Annotated in this window: 13 protein-coding genes; 4 read left to right on the forward strand and 9 right to left on the reverse strand. The window is 31.9% G+C overall.

Going from position 1 to position 18,134, the window contains the following annotated elements:
- Positions 1–600 precede the first annotated feature (600 nt).
- Positions 601–2,265 (reverse strand): helix-turn-helix domain-containing protein, encoded by a 1,665-nt coding sequence (locus J3S90_RS09215; protein WP_210645951.1) that lies wholly within the window; start codon positions 2,263–2,265, stop codon positions 601–603.
- A 371-nt stretch (positions 2,266–2,636) separates the two neighbouring features.
- On the opposite strand from J3S90_RS09215, the gene J3S90_RS09220 reads away from it, so the two are divergent.
- Positions 2,637–3,278, forward strand: a complete 642-nt coding sequence (locus J3S90_RS09220; RefSeq protein WP_210645952.1) for a hypothetical protein — start codon at positions 2,637–2,639, stop codon at positions 3,276–3,278.
- Positions 3,279–3,713: 435 nt separating this feature from the next.
- On the opposite strand, the gene J3S90_RS09225 is transcribed toward J3S90_RS09220, so the two are convergent.
- The 3 genes from J3S90_RS09225 to J3S90_RS09235 form a co-directional block, all read right to left on the reverse strand.
- Positions 3,714–4,559, reverse strand: coding sequence for an RteC domain-containing protein (locus tag J3S90_RS09225; RefSeq protein WP_210645953.1), 846 nt, complete (start codon positions 4,557–4,559; stop codon positions 3,714–3,716).
- 544 nt (positions 4,560–5,103) lie between these two features.
- Positions 5,104–6,054: a nucleotidyl transferase AbiEii/AbiGii toxin family protein gene (locus tag J3S90_RS09230; protein WP_210645954.1), complete on the reverse strand. Its 951-nt coding sequence runs from the start codon at positions 6,052–6,054 to the stop codon at positions 5,104–5,106.
- A 1-nt stretch (position 6,055) separates the two neighbouring features.
- Complete coding sequence (locus J3S90_RS09235) at positions 6,056–6,631, reverse strand: DUF6088 family protein (RefSeq protein WP_236023919.1); 576 nt, start codon at positions 6,629–6,631, stop codon at positions 6,056–6,058.
- Positions 6,632–7,651: 1,020 nt separating this feature from the next.
- Between J3S90_RS09235 and J3S90_RS09240 the strand changes: the two genes are divergently transcribed.
- The 3 genes from J3S90_RS09240 to J3S90_RS09250 all read left to right on the forward strand — a co-directional run bounded on the left by J3S90_RS09240 (position 7,652) and on the right by J3S90_RS09250 (position 14,066).
- Positions 7,652–7,864, forward strand: coding sequence for a hypothetical protein (locus J3S90_RS09240; RefSeq protein WP_210645955.1), 213 nt, complete (start codon positions 7,652–7,654; stop codon positions 7,862–7,864).
- An 827-nt stretch (positions 7,865–8,691) separates the two neighbouring features.
- Positions 8,692–13,428: an AVAST type 4 anti-phage nuclease Avs4 gene (gene avs4 / locus J3S90_RS09245; RefSeq protein WP_210645956.1), complete on the forward strand. Its 4,737-nt coding sequence runs from the start codon at positions 8,692–8,694 to the stop codon at positions 13,426–13,428.
- Positions 13,429–13,826: 398 nt separating this feature from the next.
- Positions 13,827–14,066: a hypothetical protein gene (locus J3S90_RS09250; RefSeq protein ID WP_210645957.1), complete on the forward strand. Its 240-nt coding sequence runs from the start codon at positions 13,827–13,829 to the stop codon at positions 14,064–14,066.
- Positions 14,067–14,163: 97 nt separating this feature from the next.
- Here J3S90_RS09250 and J3S90_RS09255 read toward each other — a convergent pair whose 3' ends face one another.
- The 5 genes from J3S90_RS09255 to J3S90_RS09275 all read right to left on the reverse strand — a co-directional run bounded on the left by J3S90_RS09255 (position 14,164) and on the right by J3S90_RS09275 (position 17,944).
- Positions 14,164–14,433, reverse strand: coding sequence for a hypothetical protein (locus J3S90_RS09255; protein ID WP_210645959.1), 270 nt, complete (start codon positions 14,431–14,433; stop codon positions 14,164–14,166).
- Positions 14,434–14,506: 73 nt separating this feature from the next.
- Positions 14,507–14,851, reverse strand: a complete 345-nt coding sequence (locus J3S90_RS09260; protein WP_210645961.1) for a hypothetical protein — start codon at positions 14,849–14,851, stop codon at positions 14,507–14,509.
- A gap of 82 nt (positions 14,852–14,933) precedes the next feature.
- Entirely contained in the window at positions 14,934–15,482 is a 549-nt protein-coding gene (locus J3S90_RS09265) for an REP-associated tyrosine transposase (RefSeq protein ID WP_210645962.1), read from the reverse strand.
- Positions 15,483–15,859: 377 nt separating this feature from the next.
- Positions 15,860–17,191: a serine hydrolase domain-containing protein gene (locus J3S90_RS09270; protein WP_210645963.1), complete on the reverse strand. Its 1,332-nt coding sequence runs from the start codon at positions 17,189–17,191 to the stop codon at positions 15,860–15,862.
- A 462-nt stretch (positions 17,192–17,653) separates the two neighbouring features.
- Positions 17,654–17,944, reverse strand: a complete 291-nt coding sequence (locus J3S90_RS09275; RefSeq protein ID WP_236023920.1) for a helix-turn-helix transcriptional regulator — start codon at positions 17,942–17,944, stop codon at positions 17,654–17,656.
- Positions 17,945–18,134: the final 190 nt, after the last annotated feature.

The raw sequence follows: 18,134 nt of genomic DNA on the forward strand, positions 1-18,134 counted from the left end.
TTTACGAGTAGTAAGTAGTCAGTTTGAGTGATTTTTTTGGTGGAAAATTTTTTCGGGACCAAGATAATTTTGAATTAAAAACGGTTCTCGATACATTTTTGGCTACGTTTTACTTCACAAAAAAAACTACCAATCACGTTTTTTAAAGATAAGATATTTTGGTTTCCAGTAATTATAATTTTCTTTTTTGCTTGATCAAAAAAGAAACAAAAAAATATTCATGGTTTATTATTGTTTTTTGGTATTCATGAATCTTCGATTTCAAGTCTGCACACCCTCGTCGGTCAAATTAGTTTTCGAGTGCTAAAAGAGGCAGCACTCTCCGCCGCGGTGGATCAAACAGCTTTTCTTTTTACGCATTCTTCAAACATTTGACACTCGACTGCGGATGTTAATGACGTTTGGTTCTGGTAAATATTAGCGATTTTGCTAAACAGATTCAAAATCTTAAATGTTATTTTATATTGCTTTTTTTGGAATAGAATTGATACCTCGAACTGACGTTTTGAATAATAATACCCAACAGGTTATATGAGATAGCAGAGCTGATTTTTTCTAGTGTTTTTTGAGTGTATAAGAATCACAACAACAAAAATATTTTTAAGTGTTTACTGCTACTGATTTGTTTAATTCCGTACAGAAATAGCTAGGGGATATGCCTGTACGGGTTTTAAATGCTCTTGTGAAGTTTTGAGTAGAACCAAAGCCAGCTTCGTCTGCTAGAGATTTGTTTTTGTAAATGCGGTATTTATTGTCACTTTTAAGGAGTTCTATGATATGATCAATTTTAAGATCAGTGATATATTCAATGATTCCTTTGTTACGGTATTTTGTAATTATTTTTGAAGCATATTTGGTATTTGTATTTAATAAAGAAGCCATTTTTGCTAAAGTCATGTCTTTTTCGAGGTATTTTTTATTTCGCTCAAATTTTTCCAGATTTTTTAGAATTGCAGTAATTACTTCCGGGTTTATATCAAGTTCGGTTTCTTTACTGGTATTGTTTGAAGCCATTGATTGGATCGTTTCGGGTTTTCGATTCATCAGCTCTTGGAATAATTTTTTAGATCTAAAATGTCTGTAAACAAGGAATGAAATTATTGACATCAAGACTGCTGTGGTACTAATGCCAATAATAGTTATGGAATTATTGGAGTTTTCTAAGTTACGTTGCGTTTGCAGTAGTTTTTCCGTATCGTATACTTTAGTTATTTTTCCTGAAAGGTATTTGTAATTGTATTCTAATAATTGGTCGATTTTTAAGAGTTGATCTACGTAAAGTAAATGTGCTTTTTTATCATTTTTAATTAGAGAATAATCAATTAGCAATTCATATGCCTCCCTTAATTCTGGACTTATATAGTTTTGTTGTTGGAAAATTAGATCTACTTTTTTGAAATAGACTACCGCTTTTTCTTTTTGATTTTGAGACCAATAATTTTTACCAATATAAAAATAAGCAAGAGTTTCATTGGCAAAATCTTTATTACTCTTAAGATCTGGTAATGCCAATGATAATTTTTTTATAGCGTCGACATAGTTGTGTTTAAAAGATTGGTTTACACCTTCAGAAAATAGAAAGTATGATTTCATTCTGAAAATTTCAAATTGAATTGCCGCTTTTATTCCTATTTGATTTATTTGACTGCTTAATTGGTATTTATTAACTCTGCTATAGCATTGACCTAATGAATATAATGAATTGACAAAGGCGTGATCATTTTGCTCTTTAAAATAAGTAACGCACTCTTTGAATAAAGCTATTGCTTCGTGATAAAATCCAAGATAATATTTAGTCAGTGCTTTGCAGTATTTTAATTTATAAATAAGATAATCGTCGTTTGTTTTGGAAATATAATCCTCGGCGATGAGGTAATTATCCAGTGCTTTCATCATCTCTTTACGATCATAAAACACTATTCCTTTTGTCATGTACGCGGATCCAATCAATTCAGCACTGTTTGTTCTTTTAGCAGCAGTAACCGAACTGTCAGCATATAAGTGTCGGAGTTTTTTATCGAATTTATAGATTAAGGATTTATAGGCAAGAGCCATTTGCGTATCGTTTCTTTCGGATTTAGCTTTAGCTAACCAGGATTGTGCATATAAGCGTTCTTTTAAACTATCACTTTCCTTATAATTTATTTTTTCATTGAAGTAGTTACAATCTTTATTTGAGAGACTATCTGGAATTATAAATTTTTTTTGAGCTTTTAAGCTGATAAAAGAACAAAGTAATAGTAGGATTAAGTAGTTTTTTTTCATGTTCTGAAATGGGGATTATAGCGTTTTAAAAACAAAATAAAGCAATTAGGTCTGTATTTATCAGGAATAAATGTAGCTATAAAACTTCAATAATTAAGATAATTGCCCTGAGAGACCCTAAATGTATTTTTTGAAAGTTAAGTTGTTGTTTATGTATGAATTGTTTGTGAATTGACTGTTGTCAATTCGGGAATTACACCTATTAAATTCCCGAATTGAACAGTAGTTGCGTTGTGTGTTACGGACTACACATTTAGTTTTGTCCTGAATTCAATTGGTTTTGTTATGAGCAAAATCGCCACTGTTCCCATTACCCGGGTGAAAAGAACTGATGAAAAAAGTAATCAGTAACATTTAAAACATTTATAACAATGAAAAAAATATTTTTATTCCTAGTCCTTTTAATGTGTTATTCCATTTCGCTTATCCTGCAGTCTTGTAGTACAGATACCGAATTAAGTATTGAGAAGATACCCACTAGTTTTGAAAAGGCGAAACTTAATGCTACTAATAATTCTAAAAGTAGAGTAGAAATCCCAGCCAACAGCGCTAATCCCTTTGATGATGCAGGACAAGTACTTTATAACCAAAAGTCTTATAATATTATTCAAAGTCTAAAAAAAGGTAGCGTAATTAGGAGCGTGAAGAGTAGTGATACCAATTCTTTATCATCAGGCAAAGTATCGCCTATTCTTTCGGATAGTCTGTCTGAAATAATTGCTAATTGGGATGCAACAGTAGAAGCAAAATTAAGTTTTAGTCGGTTTCTTAATTCCTTGCTGTTTCTTTCAAAAACGGAAGAACACTATGAAGTTCTATATGATTTTATAGTCGCTTATGAAGCGAGTATTTTGATAAATAAGACATTTACGGAAAATGATAAAGAGGTTATTCTAACGAATTCATCTGTTGTTCGCTATGAAACTTATGAGGAGTCTATAACACCTCCAAAGAATAAAGATCCTGATTGGACTATACTTTTTAGAGAAGTAAGTTCATCAAAAAAGTATTAGCTGTTGATTTGTAATAGAAAATTTATTTTTAGATAAGTAGGTTTATAGGGCTGTCCAGATTGGGCAGCTTTTTTTGCATTTGACTCTTTTAATTTAAGTGCGGGTTTAAGGGTACTGAATGGCGAGTGGTTTCTTGAAGTTATTCTTTTCTTTTTTGCTTGATCAAAAAAGAAACAAAAAATTATTCATGGGTTAATATTTTTTTTGTATTCATGAATCTTCGATTTCACTGCCTGAAAATTCAAAACTTAAAAACTACCTCAAAACTTTGTTCCGCAGCCCGAGCCGTTCGCCTTTCAGGCTCAACTCGTGGACTGCTGCCACTCCGTTTTTTCATTTTTTTTTTACGTTTTTAATTTAAGGGCGGATCTAAACTGGTGATTTTAGAGATAAAAATAGTAGGGCGGGTGTAAAAACTTAGAAGAAGCTTTGATTTTAATTTTCATCTGCTTCGTCCATGCGGGTGATGAGTTTGTTTTTGAGGGTGTTCAGGAATTTAGTTCTTTCCGTTTTTCTGTTTCGGATTTCGAGAAAGACGCGGTGGAATTGCCCTAAATCAATATCCAAAGCGGATTCGAAGAAGCTTGTGATTTCTTTGAGTCCTGATGTCCCATTATTGAGAACTCCTTCTGTATGAAGTGCATAAATTAATTCAATAAGCTCCACTTTTGAGCCGGTCCATTTTTGGTTTTTTGATGAAAGGGGAGAGGGATGCACTTTCTCTGCATTATTTTCTAATTTTACAATTTCTGCTTCCAAGTAGGTTTTAATTAAATCGTTGGCCAGAATTTTTGCCAATTTGTAGTCATGTGAAGTAGAAAAACGAGGATCTGCCTGAAAGTAAAAACTATCCAGTGTGAGTTTAATGTCATATTTACCTCTTACAAAATACTTTTTGTCAAGGCATCGATTATTTGTACGGTGGTAGCGGTAAAATTCCTGATTTTCTTCGAAGAATGTTTTTAATTTTAATATTTCAGTGTTGTAGTATTTACGAAGTGTTTTTTTAGAACCGTAGGGTTTGTTGGTTTCAATAGTATAGATTTCATTGTAATAAATGAGCTTCGCCGCAAACGTAGGTTTGATATTCCGGAAAAATTCAATTTCCTCAGTTTTATCTTGGAATTTGTATTTTAGGCAATATGTTTTTAGTTTTTCTAAACCCGCAATCATGATTTTTATGGCCTCTTCGTAATAATGAACTGTATGTGTACATTCTACAGGTATCAATTCTAATTGGCGGTCTAATTCCGACTGGAGGGATTGAGAAAATAATTTCATTGCAGGTTTTTTAGATTTAGTATTCTTGATTGAATCAGAAACAAATCTATTGGGTGATTGTATTCGGTGCAAATTATGTAGTGTTTGATTCCCGAATTGAATAGTGAAATTCCCGAATTGCATAGTGATAATTTAACTAAAACAGTAGTCTAGGATGAGATACGATGCCTATACAGCTTATTGAAAAGTATAGTCGCTTTTGATGGCAATACTTAATCCGTAGCAATACCTAAACTGAAGTAAATAAGCCTCGCTGTAAACACCTTATATGCTTTTCAAAGTAGGTAGATACTCGTTGTAAACGAGCCAGAAGGAATAATTTTAAGCAAAAGACACCCTTTAAAACAGCTATGAAAGAAGACAAATACTTCTTAGGTATTGTTTTAACTCATTTTGATTAATTAAGTTGAAAATTCTCTTGAGATTATAGGCTGTAAAAATGAGTCCTAAAGCTGCTGAGGTGTGTTTTATATTTTTCTTTGTCATGAAATAATAAAAGTCCCATTGTGGTTTATTAATTTCTGGGAGCCATCAGGTTGATGTATTATAGTTTTCCAACCCATTTACTAATTTCAGCCAGCATTTCGTCAAAATTTGGTTGGCCATTATAATAAAGAGCCGCTGTTTTTTCATATCGCGACCTAAATCTATTTCTAAGTTCCTCATCAGTTAATAAGAATGCCTCATTTTCTACAATAGGTAAGTTATAGTCTACTTTTGGAAATCGTTCAATTTTGTGTGCTTTGTATTCATCTGTTCCGATAAATCCCTGTACTTTTTCGTTTTTCAAAAGACTAAATACATCATAATACTGACGCATTAAGTTTTGACGTTCTTCTCCCGATTGCTGCTCCTGTCTGAATTTTGTAGCAATCGTTTGTAATTTTTCTACAAAAGTATAACCAGGATGGTAACAAATAATTTCTATTGCCCGATTGTCGATGACATCAACTTTTTGTTGAACAGCCTTGTCGTATGCCCATGAAGAAATGTTGATTGTATTGTTTGGCGTTACTTTATCAAAACCAGCTTCTAGAAGAATGCCTTCTTTTATTCCCTTCATTGGTTCAGTGTAGCTGTTGTAATATAGCCTAATACCTCCACTTCGGTATGCTTCGGTATCATCAAAATCTGTATCTCTTTCTGTTGAACTTATCCCATTCATTTTTATAGTATCAGCAAGCCAATTATAAAATTTTTTTCTTGCTTCAATATTTCTTGGTTTGTTGTTTTTTGGATTTTCATTTATCCCCATTTCTGCTGGAGGGGTGATGTGGATGTCAATGTCTTCAGAAAATCGCTTAATTATTTTGTAGCCTTTAGAAAGTGATGTTCCTCCTTTGAGTTCAAAATTGAACCCCAGTTGTTTAAGGCCATATAAAACATGCATTATCCAGTAATCTTTTTCGACTAGGATTGGTTCAATATTCATTTCCTGTCCTACAATACGTAAGAGTGCTGAGAAGTCTTTATGGTTATGAAGGTAATCGGACATATTACGCCAGTAAGATTGATTCTAACCGTTTTTTAGCTCTGGTGCTCCCATATTCTCTGAGCGAATATTTTAGTTTTTTTGTATTCATGGCAGCAACCTTTAATCGTACTTTTTCGAGGACTTCTTTAGGGTCTTCTGCAAGCTGGTCAAGATTGTTAAGCAGGTCTACCAGTAAAAAATCGGTTGTGGCTTTAAGTGGGAAATGTGGTTTTACCCTGAAAGAATATGTTTTTCCCCCAAGGTTGAAATCGCCGTGTCGCTTGTGGTTGTATACTATTTTACGGTTGTAAAGTTGAGTGGTTCCTACGCCCAATGCATTATAAGCGTTAAATGAAGTTACTAAAAAACGTTTGTCTTTAAGAAACGTGCGCACTAAAACTTCCTCTTCCGGAGGTGCTGCTCCAAAAGCGGTTAATTCAGGATAGGAGTAAAGCCCTTGTGAGAGCTTCTGTAAAGTACCTTCCTTTACAAGCTCGTCAAGGTGGCGGTCTACCGATTTGGACCATTTGGACAAATCAGCTCTACGGTATACTTTTCCTCGTTTTAAATGTTTTTTTAGTTCCTGTAGCTTATTCATAACGCAAAGTTACTAAATAATATTTATTTGTGACTATTTTTATTGAAAATTCATGCAAAATAAATCTTTTGAATCAATACTATTCGGCCTATTATTAGAAAATAGTAAGTTGTTTTTCAGTGTCTTGTAAATAAAAATTCTCATAGACATTAATCAAATACTTTAGGGATTAAGAATGATTTGTTTGATAAGTAATCGTTTAAAGTTCAATGTTGAAAGAGCTTGAATTTTGTATAAGATAGGCCTAAAAAGCTATTAAACTGTTTGTATTGTTTAAAAAGGAGGATTAGTTTTTATTATGCGAAGTCAGGAGGTACATAAGCCGCGTTGCAAACGCTTTATATCGTTTTCAAAAGTAAGTTGGTACTCGCTGTAAACGGGTACCAGAGGAGTATTACCGCATAATTGTGGCGATTATTTTACTCATTGCCTCATCATTTTGTGTTTGCGGTAATAAAAGCTAATTGATTTTCTGATTGGGATATTAGATATTGTAAATACAAGTAATGTAATATTATTTGATATTAAAATTAGTCTAACGTGTTGTATGTAAATTAGCCTACTGTGCGAATATACTAAAAATTAAATGATAACTGATTAAATAGCTATTGCTTACTATAGTATTTCGTTAATGGTTTAAGGGATCTTAACTTAATTTTTTTTATAAAAAAAGTCTGAATTTAGGTAAAGAACGCAATTCCGTTCCATGTGCGCCTGCATTTATTGATAAAAATGTCAATTTTAATTGAGAAATATTTTATTTTCGCAATACTATACATAATGGCTAATAGCAGTTGCGAGCTTCGGAACCGTTTATTTTTTGTTAAATTAAAAATTTATTGCGAAACGCAAACATGAATTTACCACAAAATTCGCAATCTAGCCAAGCCTGTTAACTGCCGTTTCTTTAATTTTTTTATTAATGCTATTTATCGGGATTTTAGGCTTTTTATCGAAGAAATAATTTTAAAATATTAAATATTAGTAGTTTGGATAAAATTATTAAATAATTAGAAGATTATGAAAAATACAAAATCGATTTTAGCATTTTTATTTAGTATTATGTTATTGATTTCATCTTTAGATTTATCCGCTCAAAGAAAAAAATATTCGGGAAGTAAACATTCTTCAAGTCATGGCGGACATTACTCAAGAGGAAAAGGGAGTTCACATAAAGGCGGTAGTTATAAAAATAGTAGCACTAAAAATCATTATGGTAAGCACAGAAAATAGAAGTTAATTTGATTTTTGAGCTTCTATGGCAGTTAATGTCCCGGCGCTCAGCGAGGTTGCGAGCTTCGGAACCGTTTATTTTCTGTTAAATTAAAAATTTATTACGAAACGAAAACGTGAATTTACTACAAAATTCGCAATCTCGCCAAGCTATTGGCAGCAGGTAAATCAGAATCTAAAAACACATTTACCCTGTGCTCATCTATATCACATTTTGCAAGTATTTTTCCAATTAGTTGGTTCACTAATGGCAATCCCGAATGGTAGGATATTCCTGCCCCACAAAAAATTGCAGTTTCGCACTTATGTAAATCAGCTATTTCTTGATTTCTCGTCAAACTCAGCAAAAACATAATCAAGGAATTCCTTAACGTCTATGTTCCCACTCCGCAAAGTCCCTGCAGTTTTTTTAAAAGTTCTTAAAACTCGTTAGCATAACAAAAGGCTCCCGTCTTTTTGAGTAAACATCATTCTCGTTATAAGCATCCCAGTATTGTGGCGCAAAGTTGTGAGATATTTGAAGTATCCATACTATTTAAGGAACACTTAGGAGAACGGTACTTACGAAGTCGACATAAAAGGATTGACTTAGTGAATCTTTGATTTTAAGAATAAATTAAAAAGCGCAAAAGTTATGAGATATTTGCTGAGCATGGGCACATTTAAAGAAACTCTTCGGCGAGTGAGGAACAAATTCACTTTGATAGTTTTGACTTGTTTTCAATATTATAAAAACAATCAAAATTGTTTACAAAATAATTATATGTTAAGGATTATCTTTTTCTAAATAAACACATTTTATTTAAATTTGTATCTATACGATCAAGATGACTGAAATCAATTGGAATAATTTTCGCGCAAAATTTAATGGGAAAGAAACTGTAGAATTTGAAAACTTAGCATACCAACTTTTCTGCAATGAATTCAGCAGGCCATTTGGAATTTTTAGATTTAAAAACCAGACCGGCATTGAAACAGAACCAATAATACAGGATAAAAAGTGTACTGGATTTCAGGCAAAATATTACGAAACTAAAATTTCTGAAAATAAACAGGATATAATTGATTCAGTAAAAAAAGCTAAGGCAAAAAATCCCGAATTAGAGGTTGTATACCTTTACACGAATAAAGAGTTATCGGAAAGCAGTAAAAAAGCCGATAAGAATCCTCAATACAAAATTGATATTGAAAAAGAAACTCTTGAAATGGGGATCACTATCCAATGGCGAGTTCCAAGCCATTTTGAGATACAATTAGCGCAACCGCAAAACCAATACCTTGCACAATACTTCTTCAATCTTGGCAAAGATACAATTGATTTTATAAACTCCATTACTGAACATACTGCTAATTTGTTATTCCCAATTCAGGATTGTATTGCGTTTGTAGACAAAAACATCAAAGTTAATAGAACCGCATTTTTGGACAATATTCAGTCTTCAGCTAAATCAAAAATCATGATCATTAGTGGAGAAGGTGGTTGTGGTAAAACTGGTATGATAAAGAACTATTTCCAGCGTGTAAAGAACCTGATCCCTTTTTATACGTTCAAAGCAACAGAGTTCAATGTTACCGACATAAATCATTTTTTTAAAAGGTATGGTAATTATAATTTAAAAGATTTTCTTGAAATTCACAAAGACGAAAAAGAAAAAATTATCGTAATTGATTCAGCAGAAAATTTAGCAGAACTGCAAAATCAGGAGCCTTTTAAGGAACTGGTGTCCGCATTATTGCAGAATTCATGGAAAATAATATTTACCACTCGCCCAATTTATCTCGACGACTTAAAATTTCAGTTTATTGAGATTTATCGCCTGGGGTATGAACATTTAGCGATCACGAAATTGACTCTTCCCGAATTAAAAGCCTTAGCAGAAGAACACAATTTTGAACTTCCAACAGACGAATCGTTATTAACACTACTTACGAATCTATTTTATTTAGATGAATATCTACAGAATTATACGGATCGAAAAGAGGTTGTAAACTCAGGCCAATTTACAAAAAAACTTTGGCAGAGAAAAATCCAGAACTCCTCTTATACTATTAATAACCTTTACTTAGAGCGAGAAAATTGCTTTTTAGAAATTGCAAAATTAAGGTCAAGTTCAGGTAATTTTTTCGTTATACCAAAAAATCACTGTTCGCCAGAAGCTCTTAGATTACTTGAAAAAGATGAAATTATTAGTTTAGATACCGCATCGGGAGGTTACTTCATAACCCATGATATTTATGAAGAGTGGGCATTGGATATTTATATCGAAAGAACCTTTTTAAATTCCGCAGACTATGTTAATTTTTTCATAGAGATTGGGACCTCGTTACCAATAAGACGTGCCTTCCGAAAATGGCTTTCTATGAAACTTCGAACCAATTTGACAGATATTAAGCCACTTTTCAATCATGTTTTCTTTTCAAAAACAAACGAAGCATTTTGGAACGATGAAGTAATAATCTCCATTTTGTTGTCGGACTATTCTTCAGAATTTTTCCAGGAATATGAAAGTTTCATTCTGGATAATTACAAGTTGATTCTAAAGAAAATAAGTTTTCTGTTGCGCATAGCCTGTAAAGAGGTTGATGATATGATATACAAACTGCTTGGCGAAAAGAACCAAATCGATTTGGGATTTATTTTTACCAAACCTAAAGGTAACGGATGGAAAAATACGATTGATTTGATGTATGGTAAGATTGGCTCTTTTTCACATGATGACCTACCAATTTTTATTCCGTTATATCAGGATTGGACTGAGAAAAACAAACGAGGTGAAACTACACGAACAATTGGACTTATTGCACTACACTTTTATAAGGAAATGCAGTTTAACAAGGAAATTAGATCTAGTAATAAAAGCGAAGAAAGACTTATAAAAATTATTCTTAATGCCGCTCTCGAGCTAAAGGACGAACTCCAGTTAATATTTAATGAAGTTATAAAAAATAAGTGGACTAAGAACAACGATGCATATCACGACCTTTGTCTGTCAATCCTAAAGTCCCCGACAGAAAACCTTTCGGTTATAGTTGCTTTGCCGGAGGTAGTAATAAAAATAGCTGACCTTTTTTGGTTTAAAGGTAAAAAAAGATCAGACCCGTATCGTTCAGATTTTGGTACTGAGCAACACTACGGCCTAAGTAGTTCAGTAAAACATAATTTCGCGCCGGCAAGCGCACTGCAGACACCAACTTTTCTCTTGCTCCGATCTTCTTTTAGCGAAGCGATAGATTTTATATTGGAGTTTACCAATAAGTGTGTTAGCATATACGCAGATGCTGATTTTGATCTTGACTCAATTAATGAGATCGAATTGTATATTACACCAGAACTCACAAAAAAACAATTTGCCAGCCATGCGCTATATCAAATGTTTCGTGGTGTTAGCTCACCGGTTACACCTTATATTTTACAGTCGATGCACATGGCTTTGGAAAAAGATTTACTTGAACGAGCAAAAAATACTGATCCAGTAATAATGGAGTCATGGTTATTATACTTGCTTAAAAAATCTGATTCGATCTCAATAACAGCGGTTGTAGCCAGTATAGTACTTGCAAATCCTGATAAGTTTTTCAAGATAGCATCGATTTTATTTAAAACTTTAGATTTATATCATTACGACAATTATAGGTTACACAGTGAGCACCAATGTAAAGGATTATATTCGATAGGTTATGGCATGAACTACGAATCAAAAATTTTCGAAGATGAAAGAATTCAAACCTGCGAAGACAAACATAGACAGCTTTCACTCGAAAATTTAGTAGTTAATTATCAATTTTTTAAAAATAGTGACGTAACTGATGATGAGGTTGAAACAAGGCAACAACAAATATATAATACAATTGATGATGCAAAACTGAAATTAGAATCTGTAGATCAAAAGAAGGAAAAGTACAAGGTATTTAAGCTTTTTTTGGCCCGTATAGATCGTAGAAATATGAATCCAATTGTTACTCAGAAGGAAGATAAAATTTTGATTGATTTTAATCCTACAATCGAACCTGAATTAGAAGAGCACAGACAGGAAAAATTAAGCGAGAATTTTAATATGACTCGTTTCAGTGCGCTTAAATTTTGGTCAGAGAACAAGTTCAATCATGAGCGTAAATATGGTGATTATCCACAATACGAAAATAACCCACAGTTGATTTTTGACGAAACTAAAGAAGTCATAAAAATGCTTAATAATCCAAATGAAGACAGTTATCCTTCTTTTAACAGTGCTATCCCTTCATATACTTGTGCGGCATTAATACGTTTTTATTTTTCTGAGTTAAATGACGAACAAAAATCTTTCTGTAAGGAATACGTCCTTGGATATGCTACTCTTCCACTTCAAGAGAACTATGGATATCAAATCTCAGACGGTGTGGAAGTTGCCGTTAACGCCCTCCCTTACCTTATGGAAAAATTTCCCGAAGAGATTCCTCAAATAAAATTAATTCTATTATTTATCTTATTTGACAACTATCCACTTGGGGAATATAAACGTGTTTGTGATTATGCAATTGAAGCAATGTATCGAAAGCTTTGGTCGTTTTCTCTGGAGTTATCAAATGATATTTTAATTGGTTATTTAAAATTTGCACCGTTATATGAAAAAGTGAAGCAAGATTACAGGAAGAAAAACAGAAGTTTATACGATCAAAATTCAGGCGATGCTGTGAGAGAACAGTTTGCAAATAAATACAAAAAGGAATTGGAGAAATACCTTAGTAAAAGCTCCGATTTTGGTTCAATAGATTTAAAAAATATTTCAGCTACAATCCTGGAAACTGCTTTTAAAATAATACCATTCGACACAAAAAGCGTACAACATTTATCGTTAGTAAAATCAGTTCTTCCGATTCTTTTTGCGGAGTTTTTGCCTGAGCAAAGAAACAGGGATGCGGACTACAGACAAAACAGAAGATTTTATAAACGATATGCTAAATTCATATTACATCGAGAATTATCAGAAATCGATACATACCTGCAGCCTTTAATCGAAAACTTCACTAATTCAAGAGAAGTCAATTCACTATTGGTAGAGATTATTTCGGCTGAAGACCAATTAGCAAAGTATGATCAATTTTGGGTAATTTGGAATAACCTATTCCCTTCTTTTTCAAAACTATTTGATTCGGACAAACACTTTCACTATGAAAACGAAATTGTGCATTCTTATTTGTTAGCATGGCCGTACTGGTCCTCGACGGCAAAGAAATGGCACAGTTTAAAAAGTAAAGAAAAGCTTTTTTACAGCAAAATAATTTCCACAAATGGTGATCATCCTGCCGTTTTATATTCAACTGTAAAGCTATTAAATGAAATTGGAAGTGATTTTATTGATGACGGTATTATATGGATCAGCGATTTATTGGCAATGCGGACTTACAAGAATTTGGAAACCAATACGGTTTATTACATGGAGATAATCATACGAAAACACATTTACCTCAATCGTATGAAAATCAGGAAGAATATGAAAATTAAAAATAGAGTTCTGCAAATCTTAAATTTCCTGATTGAGAGGTCTTCGGTGAGCGCTTATTTATTAAGAGAGGATATATTATAATCTGTAAAAAGTAATGTTGACCTCCTTATATTTTTTTGAAATGATCACGTGGATTTGGTTTCTAGTAAGCGTTATGAAACATTTGCGTAATATGTACACATTTGATGGAATTATTCAGAGAGCGAGGGAAGAAAAAAAATATAGTTACTAGATCAATATTGTTTTTAGAATTGTACTACTGCAAATTGGCAAGGGCTATTAATATCGATTTTTTAACTAATGATGGAACCTAATTTGGTACTTACGAATGCCACGCGAAAGGATTCGGAAACCGGGGGTAAACACTGTATCTTGTTGCAGACTAATATGTTGATAACTTTATGATAAGTTTTATCTATTGATTTTATTATTTAAATTAATTATAAATAACTTTGAGGTTCATCTTAAATAAATGTATTATGAATTCAAAAAAGTCGTCACAGTCTGTGACAAAAATTGCATCAGAGGTTTTAAGAGACCCAAGTTCATCACAAATTTCTAAATCATTGGCGGGTTCAGTTTTATCACAAGCTAATACTCAAAATCAAACTAGTGATCAGATGGAACGAATTGCTTCTAAAGCATTACAAAGTGATAAGTACAATGAGACAACTAAAACATTAGCAGGTTCTGTTTTGTCTCAATCAAATGGTAAATAGTTTACTAGAAAAATTTGTAAAGCCTTCGTAAGAAGGCTTTTTTATAAAACTCCTGATAGGAGAAGTGTTCAATCTAAAATAGCTTTCTGGCTTTTTATTATTCCATTAATTCATAAATAGAATCTAAACATTCTTGAACATCTTTAAGCATATTGTAATCCGCTGATGCTCTACTCTCCCAATACCCCCAAGGTTCACTTAGCCCTTCAAGTTTTAATTTTATTATTTGAACTTCCTGCTTAATTTCTAAAGAGAAATTCTTAGATCTTAAAATAGCATTACAAATATTTAATGCACCACTGTGAATATGCCTATTATGGTAATAAGAAATTGATTCAATTTTTTTCTGTACTTCTGAACTTGTCATTGATTTTTTATTTTTAAATTAATAATGACTGCAAGGTCAGAATCAATAAATAAATAAAAAAGGACAGAAAAAATTACTTAATTTTCAACCTCTTTAAATCAATTTTTGGTGTTATTTTATTGTTTGAATTTTTCTTAATTTCTGTAATGTATATAATATATTTACCTTTATTTATTTCAATATCACATGGGATTCTGTAGAGACCAAAATCTAATTTTAACTTAGTCGAAATATATGGGTTTTGAATAGTTGGTAGTTTTTCTTTTTTAAACTCTTTGTAATGCTCATTAAAATATTGAATCCATGATAGCATTCCAATGCACTCATCTTCTGTAAATTCATGTTGTGTTACATCTTGAATAATAATATCATCAGGCAGTCTATCTTGAACTAGTTTTAAAAACACAGTCTTTTTCATTCTAAAATAATTTTATTTAATTAGTCTTGCTCGTAATTTCAGTTTCCCCCGCTAGCGCGAGCGTCCCGCTCGTGCCCACAATCTAATTCATATCAATTTCTAAAATTGTTTGGTCATTATTGCCATAATTTCTTGCGCTACTATATTTCCAATCTATAGGGTCAGTTACAAATCCCGATTCCACAGGATTATTGTGAATGTAGTCTAATTTTTGCTCAAAAACTTTTAATGACCAAATCTCGATTGGTTTATTATTTTGTTGCCAAAACTGCTTATTGGTAATATTACTATTCTTCTTACCGGCTCTCTCAAACATCCAAAGCATCCATTCTTTTCTACTTTCTTGAGGATTATCCTGAATTATTTTCAACATCTTTTTTGAAGTAAACCCTTTAAAATCCCTTATCAAACCCGAAGGGTCATTCAAAGAAGAACGAAAAATTAAGTGCACATGACTTGGCATAATGCAAAAACCATAAAGCTCCATTCCTTTATTCTTTCTGCAAAAATCTAACGACTCTATAATACACCAAAAATAAGCGTCTCTCGTAAATACATCGATCCAGTTTACCGTAGCAAAACTTATAAAATAAGCTCCTGATTTTTCTCCAAACTTATATTTTCTACTCATTGTTTTTTAAGTGAAAATAGATAAAAATAGTTTGCTTCTGCTTGCGGGTACGAGCGGGACGCTCGCACTAGCGTTTGGGAAATTTGTCCGTTATTGATTTCAGCAATGATGGAAAGTTTGAAATCAAAGCTTATTTTTTGATACTCTTTTTTTCGACAGGGTTGTTTTTTGCTTGTTTCCATAGGATACTAAAAGTGTTTAATTTTTAGTCAACCTATTTTAGGACGAGGCATTTTTTATAATGACGCACAACGTCTTGGCGCTTGGCGAGGTTGGGGACTTTAAAGCAGAGTATTTTCTGCCGAAACGAAGATATGATAAAAAACGCTAATTCCACTAAACTCCAGCTAGCTCAAAATGGCTGTTATGCGATGTTTTTAATTTTTAGAGAATGTATATCTTACCCCATTTTCCTCAAAAAACATTTCTTTATTGTTTGGTTTAAATTCAATTTTATTTCCTTCCCAAATATTTTCGAATTTATCTTTCTCAATTGGTTCAATTAAAAATTGAGTTTGATTATTTATTTGAGCAAATAACTTTGTATTGTCTTTTTCTATTTTTATTGTCTTTTGATATTTTGAACTCGAATACTCTCCAACATATTTTTCTAAATCCTCTACATTTGGTTTAAAAGGTTCAAATATGATTTTATAAGGTATATTAAAATAGTTGTTTAAAGTAGCAATCAAGATTTTTTTCTTGTCATACATTGCACCATTTGATGTTATGGCAATAGCAAGATTTTCATCTGGAAAGTAAGAAAGAACCGAAGAGAAACTATCGATTTGTCCTCGATGTACAAATCCTTTCTTTTCGTAAAAAGGAAGTTCAAAAATACCCATTCCGAATTTATCGTGAATTTGCGTCATAGTTTTTAGACTTTCTAGACTGATAATTTTTCCGTTAAATAGCTTTTCAATAAAAACGATCAAGTCACATGGATTTGAAACAATCCCCCCTGCGCCTAATGGAACTGAAGTATCTCCCTCTGATTCTTTTTCCCATTTATCTGAGAAATAATAAGAATAGCATTCGTTATTATTAACATTTATTTTACCTCCAAAATAAGTATTTTTTAATTTTAATGGTTTTATGATTTGTTCATCCAATAACTCTTGATATGATTTTGTATATATTTTTTCAAGAATTATACTTAATAAATAATAATTTGAATTGCTGTAAGCTGCTTTACTGTTGGGACTAAAATTATTTTCTAACTTACTGATAATTGCCATCATTTCTTCTTCTGATTTCGCTTCAGTGTAGCCATTTGAAAATTCATCTGCTGCTAAAAATTCGGCTATTCCGCTGCGGTGATTTAATAAATTTTCTATTGTTATTTTATTTGAATTTTCAATAGTTGGAAAAAACTTTTCAATAGTTTGATTTAGTGATATTTTTTTATTTTCAATTGCTTTTAACACTAATGCAGAAGTGAATATTTTTGTTGTTGAGCCAATGCGAAATTTTGTTTTAAACGACAAATTTGTATTAGTTTCAATATTGGCTTTACCAATTGATTTGGAGTAAATTAAGTTTCCATTTTTGGAAACAGCAATACTTCCCATAAACAGATTCTTTTCTTCTAGAGCTTCGAATAAACTGTCTAGTTTTATTATGTTAAGTTTTTGCGAATAAGAATTTAAAAATGTAATTCCAATAATTAATGTAACCCAAATTTTTTTTGTCATATTTTTTGTTTTCATATCTGTTTTTTTGGCAAAATATCGCATAACTAGTTTATAGGCGAAACAAACCTTCGTATATGCACCCTAATATAGGTGGATTAGCGAAGGTTCGTTTCGCTTTATCGATTCTCAAATATATAGTATTTTTTTATAAATTATCAACTAGTCCTAAAACTAAAAAAGACATCTCACAGCATCTTTCTATTTCTTCCTACTCCTCCAACTATCATTATGATGATAATTTTTTCTAAACTCACTGACCTTTATAGCTATAAAAACGCCAATTACATAAATCACAATTAGCCCTGTAATTTCATACCATTCCATATTTTGACTTTTTAGTTAAGATCAAAATAGGTGTTTAAATTTTTATATGATATGCATTTTGGAAAATTCAATATGCAATTTGGGTGCATTTCTAAAAGTAAAAAAGATGCCTAAGCATCTTTTTCTGTATTTTTAACATGGTCAAGTAAAAGATTATTCCCTTTTAGCTTTATATTTTTCCATATCAAAATGAAATAGTTCGTTAATAGTGATATTTAGCGCTTTAGAAATCATCAGTAATGTTTCAAATTTTGAATTAGTTACTCCTCTTTCTATTTCTCCTATTGTTTTTTTTGCAGTACCAGCCCTTAAACCTAATTCCTCTTGAGAAATAGGGTTATTACTGGAAGGATCAATAATTTTTAATCTAAGCTCTTGTACTCTGTTTCCTAGAGCTTTTTTTTCTAATGTGAAATCATCGTTATCCATAAAAGTAAAATTCATTTTTAAAAAAGAAAATAAAGGACACCTATAGGTTACTTTTAAAATAAATTTTATATATTTGTATTACGAATACATCATAAGATGTATTTTTGCGTTTCTTCATATAAAATATTTGAAGCATTCGCTTTGAATCTCGCGTCGAAAAACTGGTACTTTAAGCAACGAGATGATAAGTAAGATGCTCACGTCC

It is taken from the genome of Flavobacterium flabelliforme, from assembly GCF_017948675.1.
Classification (GTDB): domain Bacteria; phylum Bacteroidota; class Bacteroidia; order Flavobacteriales; family Flavobacteriaceae; genus Flavobacterium; species Flavobacterium pygoscelis.

What these genes read in the sequence shown, in the direction of transcription:
- J3S90_RS09215 (WP_210645951.1), bottom strand. Translation starts at nt 2,265, where the DNA reads ATGAAAAAAAACTACTTAATCCTACTATTACTTTGTTCTTTTATCAGC.
- J3S90_RS09220 (WP_210645952.1), top strand. Translation starts at nt 2,637, where the DNA reads ATGAAAAAAATATTTTTATTCCTAGTCCTTTTAATGTGTTATTCCATT.
- J3S90_RS09225 (WP_210645953.1), bottom strand. Translation starts at nt 4,559, where the DNA reads ATGAAATTATTTTCTCAATCCCTCCAGTCGGAATTAGACCGCCAATTA.
- J3S90_RS09230 (WP_210645954.1), bottom strand. Translation starts at nt 6,054, where the DNA reads ATGTCCGATTACCTTCATAACCATAAAGACTTCTCAGCACTCTTACGT.
- J3S90_RS09235 (WP_236023919.1), bottom strand. Translation starts at nt 6,631, where the DNA reads ATGAATAAGCTACAGGAACTAAAAAAACATTTAAAACGAGGAAAAGTA.
- J3S90_RS09240 (WP_210645955.1), top strand. Translation starts at nt 7,652, where the DNA reads ATGAAAAATACAAAATCGATTTTAGCATTTTTATTTAGTATTATGTTA.
- avs4 (WP_210645956.1), top strand. Translation starts at nt 8,692, where the DNA reads ATGACTGAAATCAATTGGAATAATTTTCGCGCAAAATTTAATGGGAAA.
- J3S90_RS09250 (WP_210645957.1), top strand. Translation starts at nt 13,827, where the DNA reads ATGAATTCAAAAAAGTCGTCACAGTCTGTGACAAAAATTGCATCAGAG.
- J3S90_RS09255 (WP_210645959.1), bottom strand. Translation starts at nt 14,433, where the DNA reads ATGACAAGTTCAGAAGTACAGAAAAAAATTGAATCAATTTCTTATTAC.
- J3S90_RS09260 (WP_210645961.1), bottom strand. Translation starts at nt 14,851, where the DNA reads ATGAAAAAGACTGTGTTTTTAAAACTAGTTCAAGATAGACTGCCTGAT.
- J3S90_RS09265 (WP_210645962.1), bottom strand. Translation starts at nt 15,482, where the DNA reads ATGAGTAGAAAATATAAGTTTGGAGAAAAATCAGGAGCTTATTTTATA.
- J3S90_RS09270 (WP_210645963.1), bottom strand. Translation starts at nt 17,191, where the DNA reads ATGAAAACAAAAAATATGACAAAAAAAATTTGGGTTACATTAATTATT.
- J3S90_RS09275 (WP_236023920.1), bottom strand. Translation starts at nt 17,944, where the DNA reads ATGAATTTTACTTTTATGGATAACGATGATTTCACATTAGAAAAAAAA.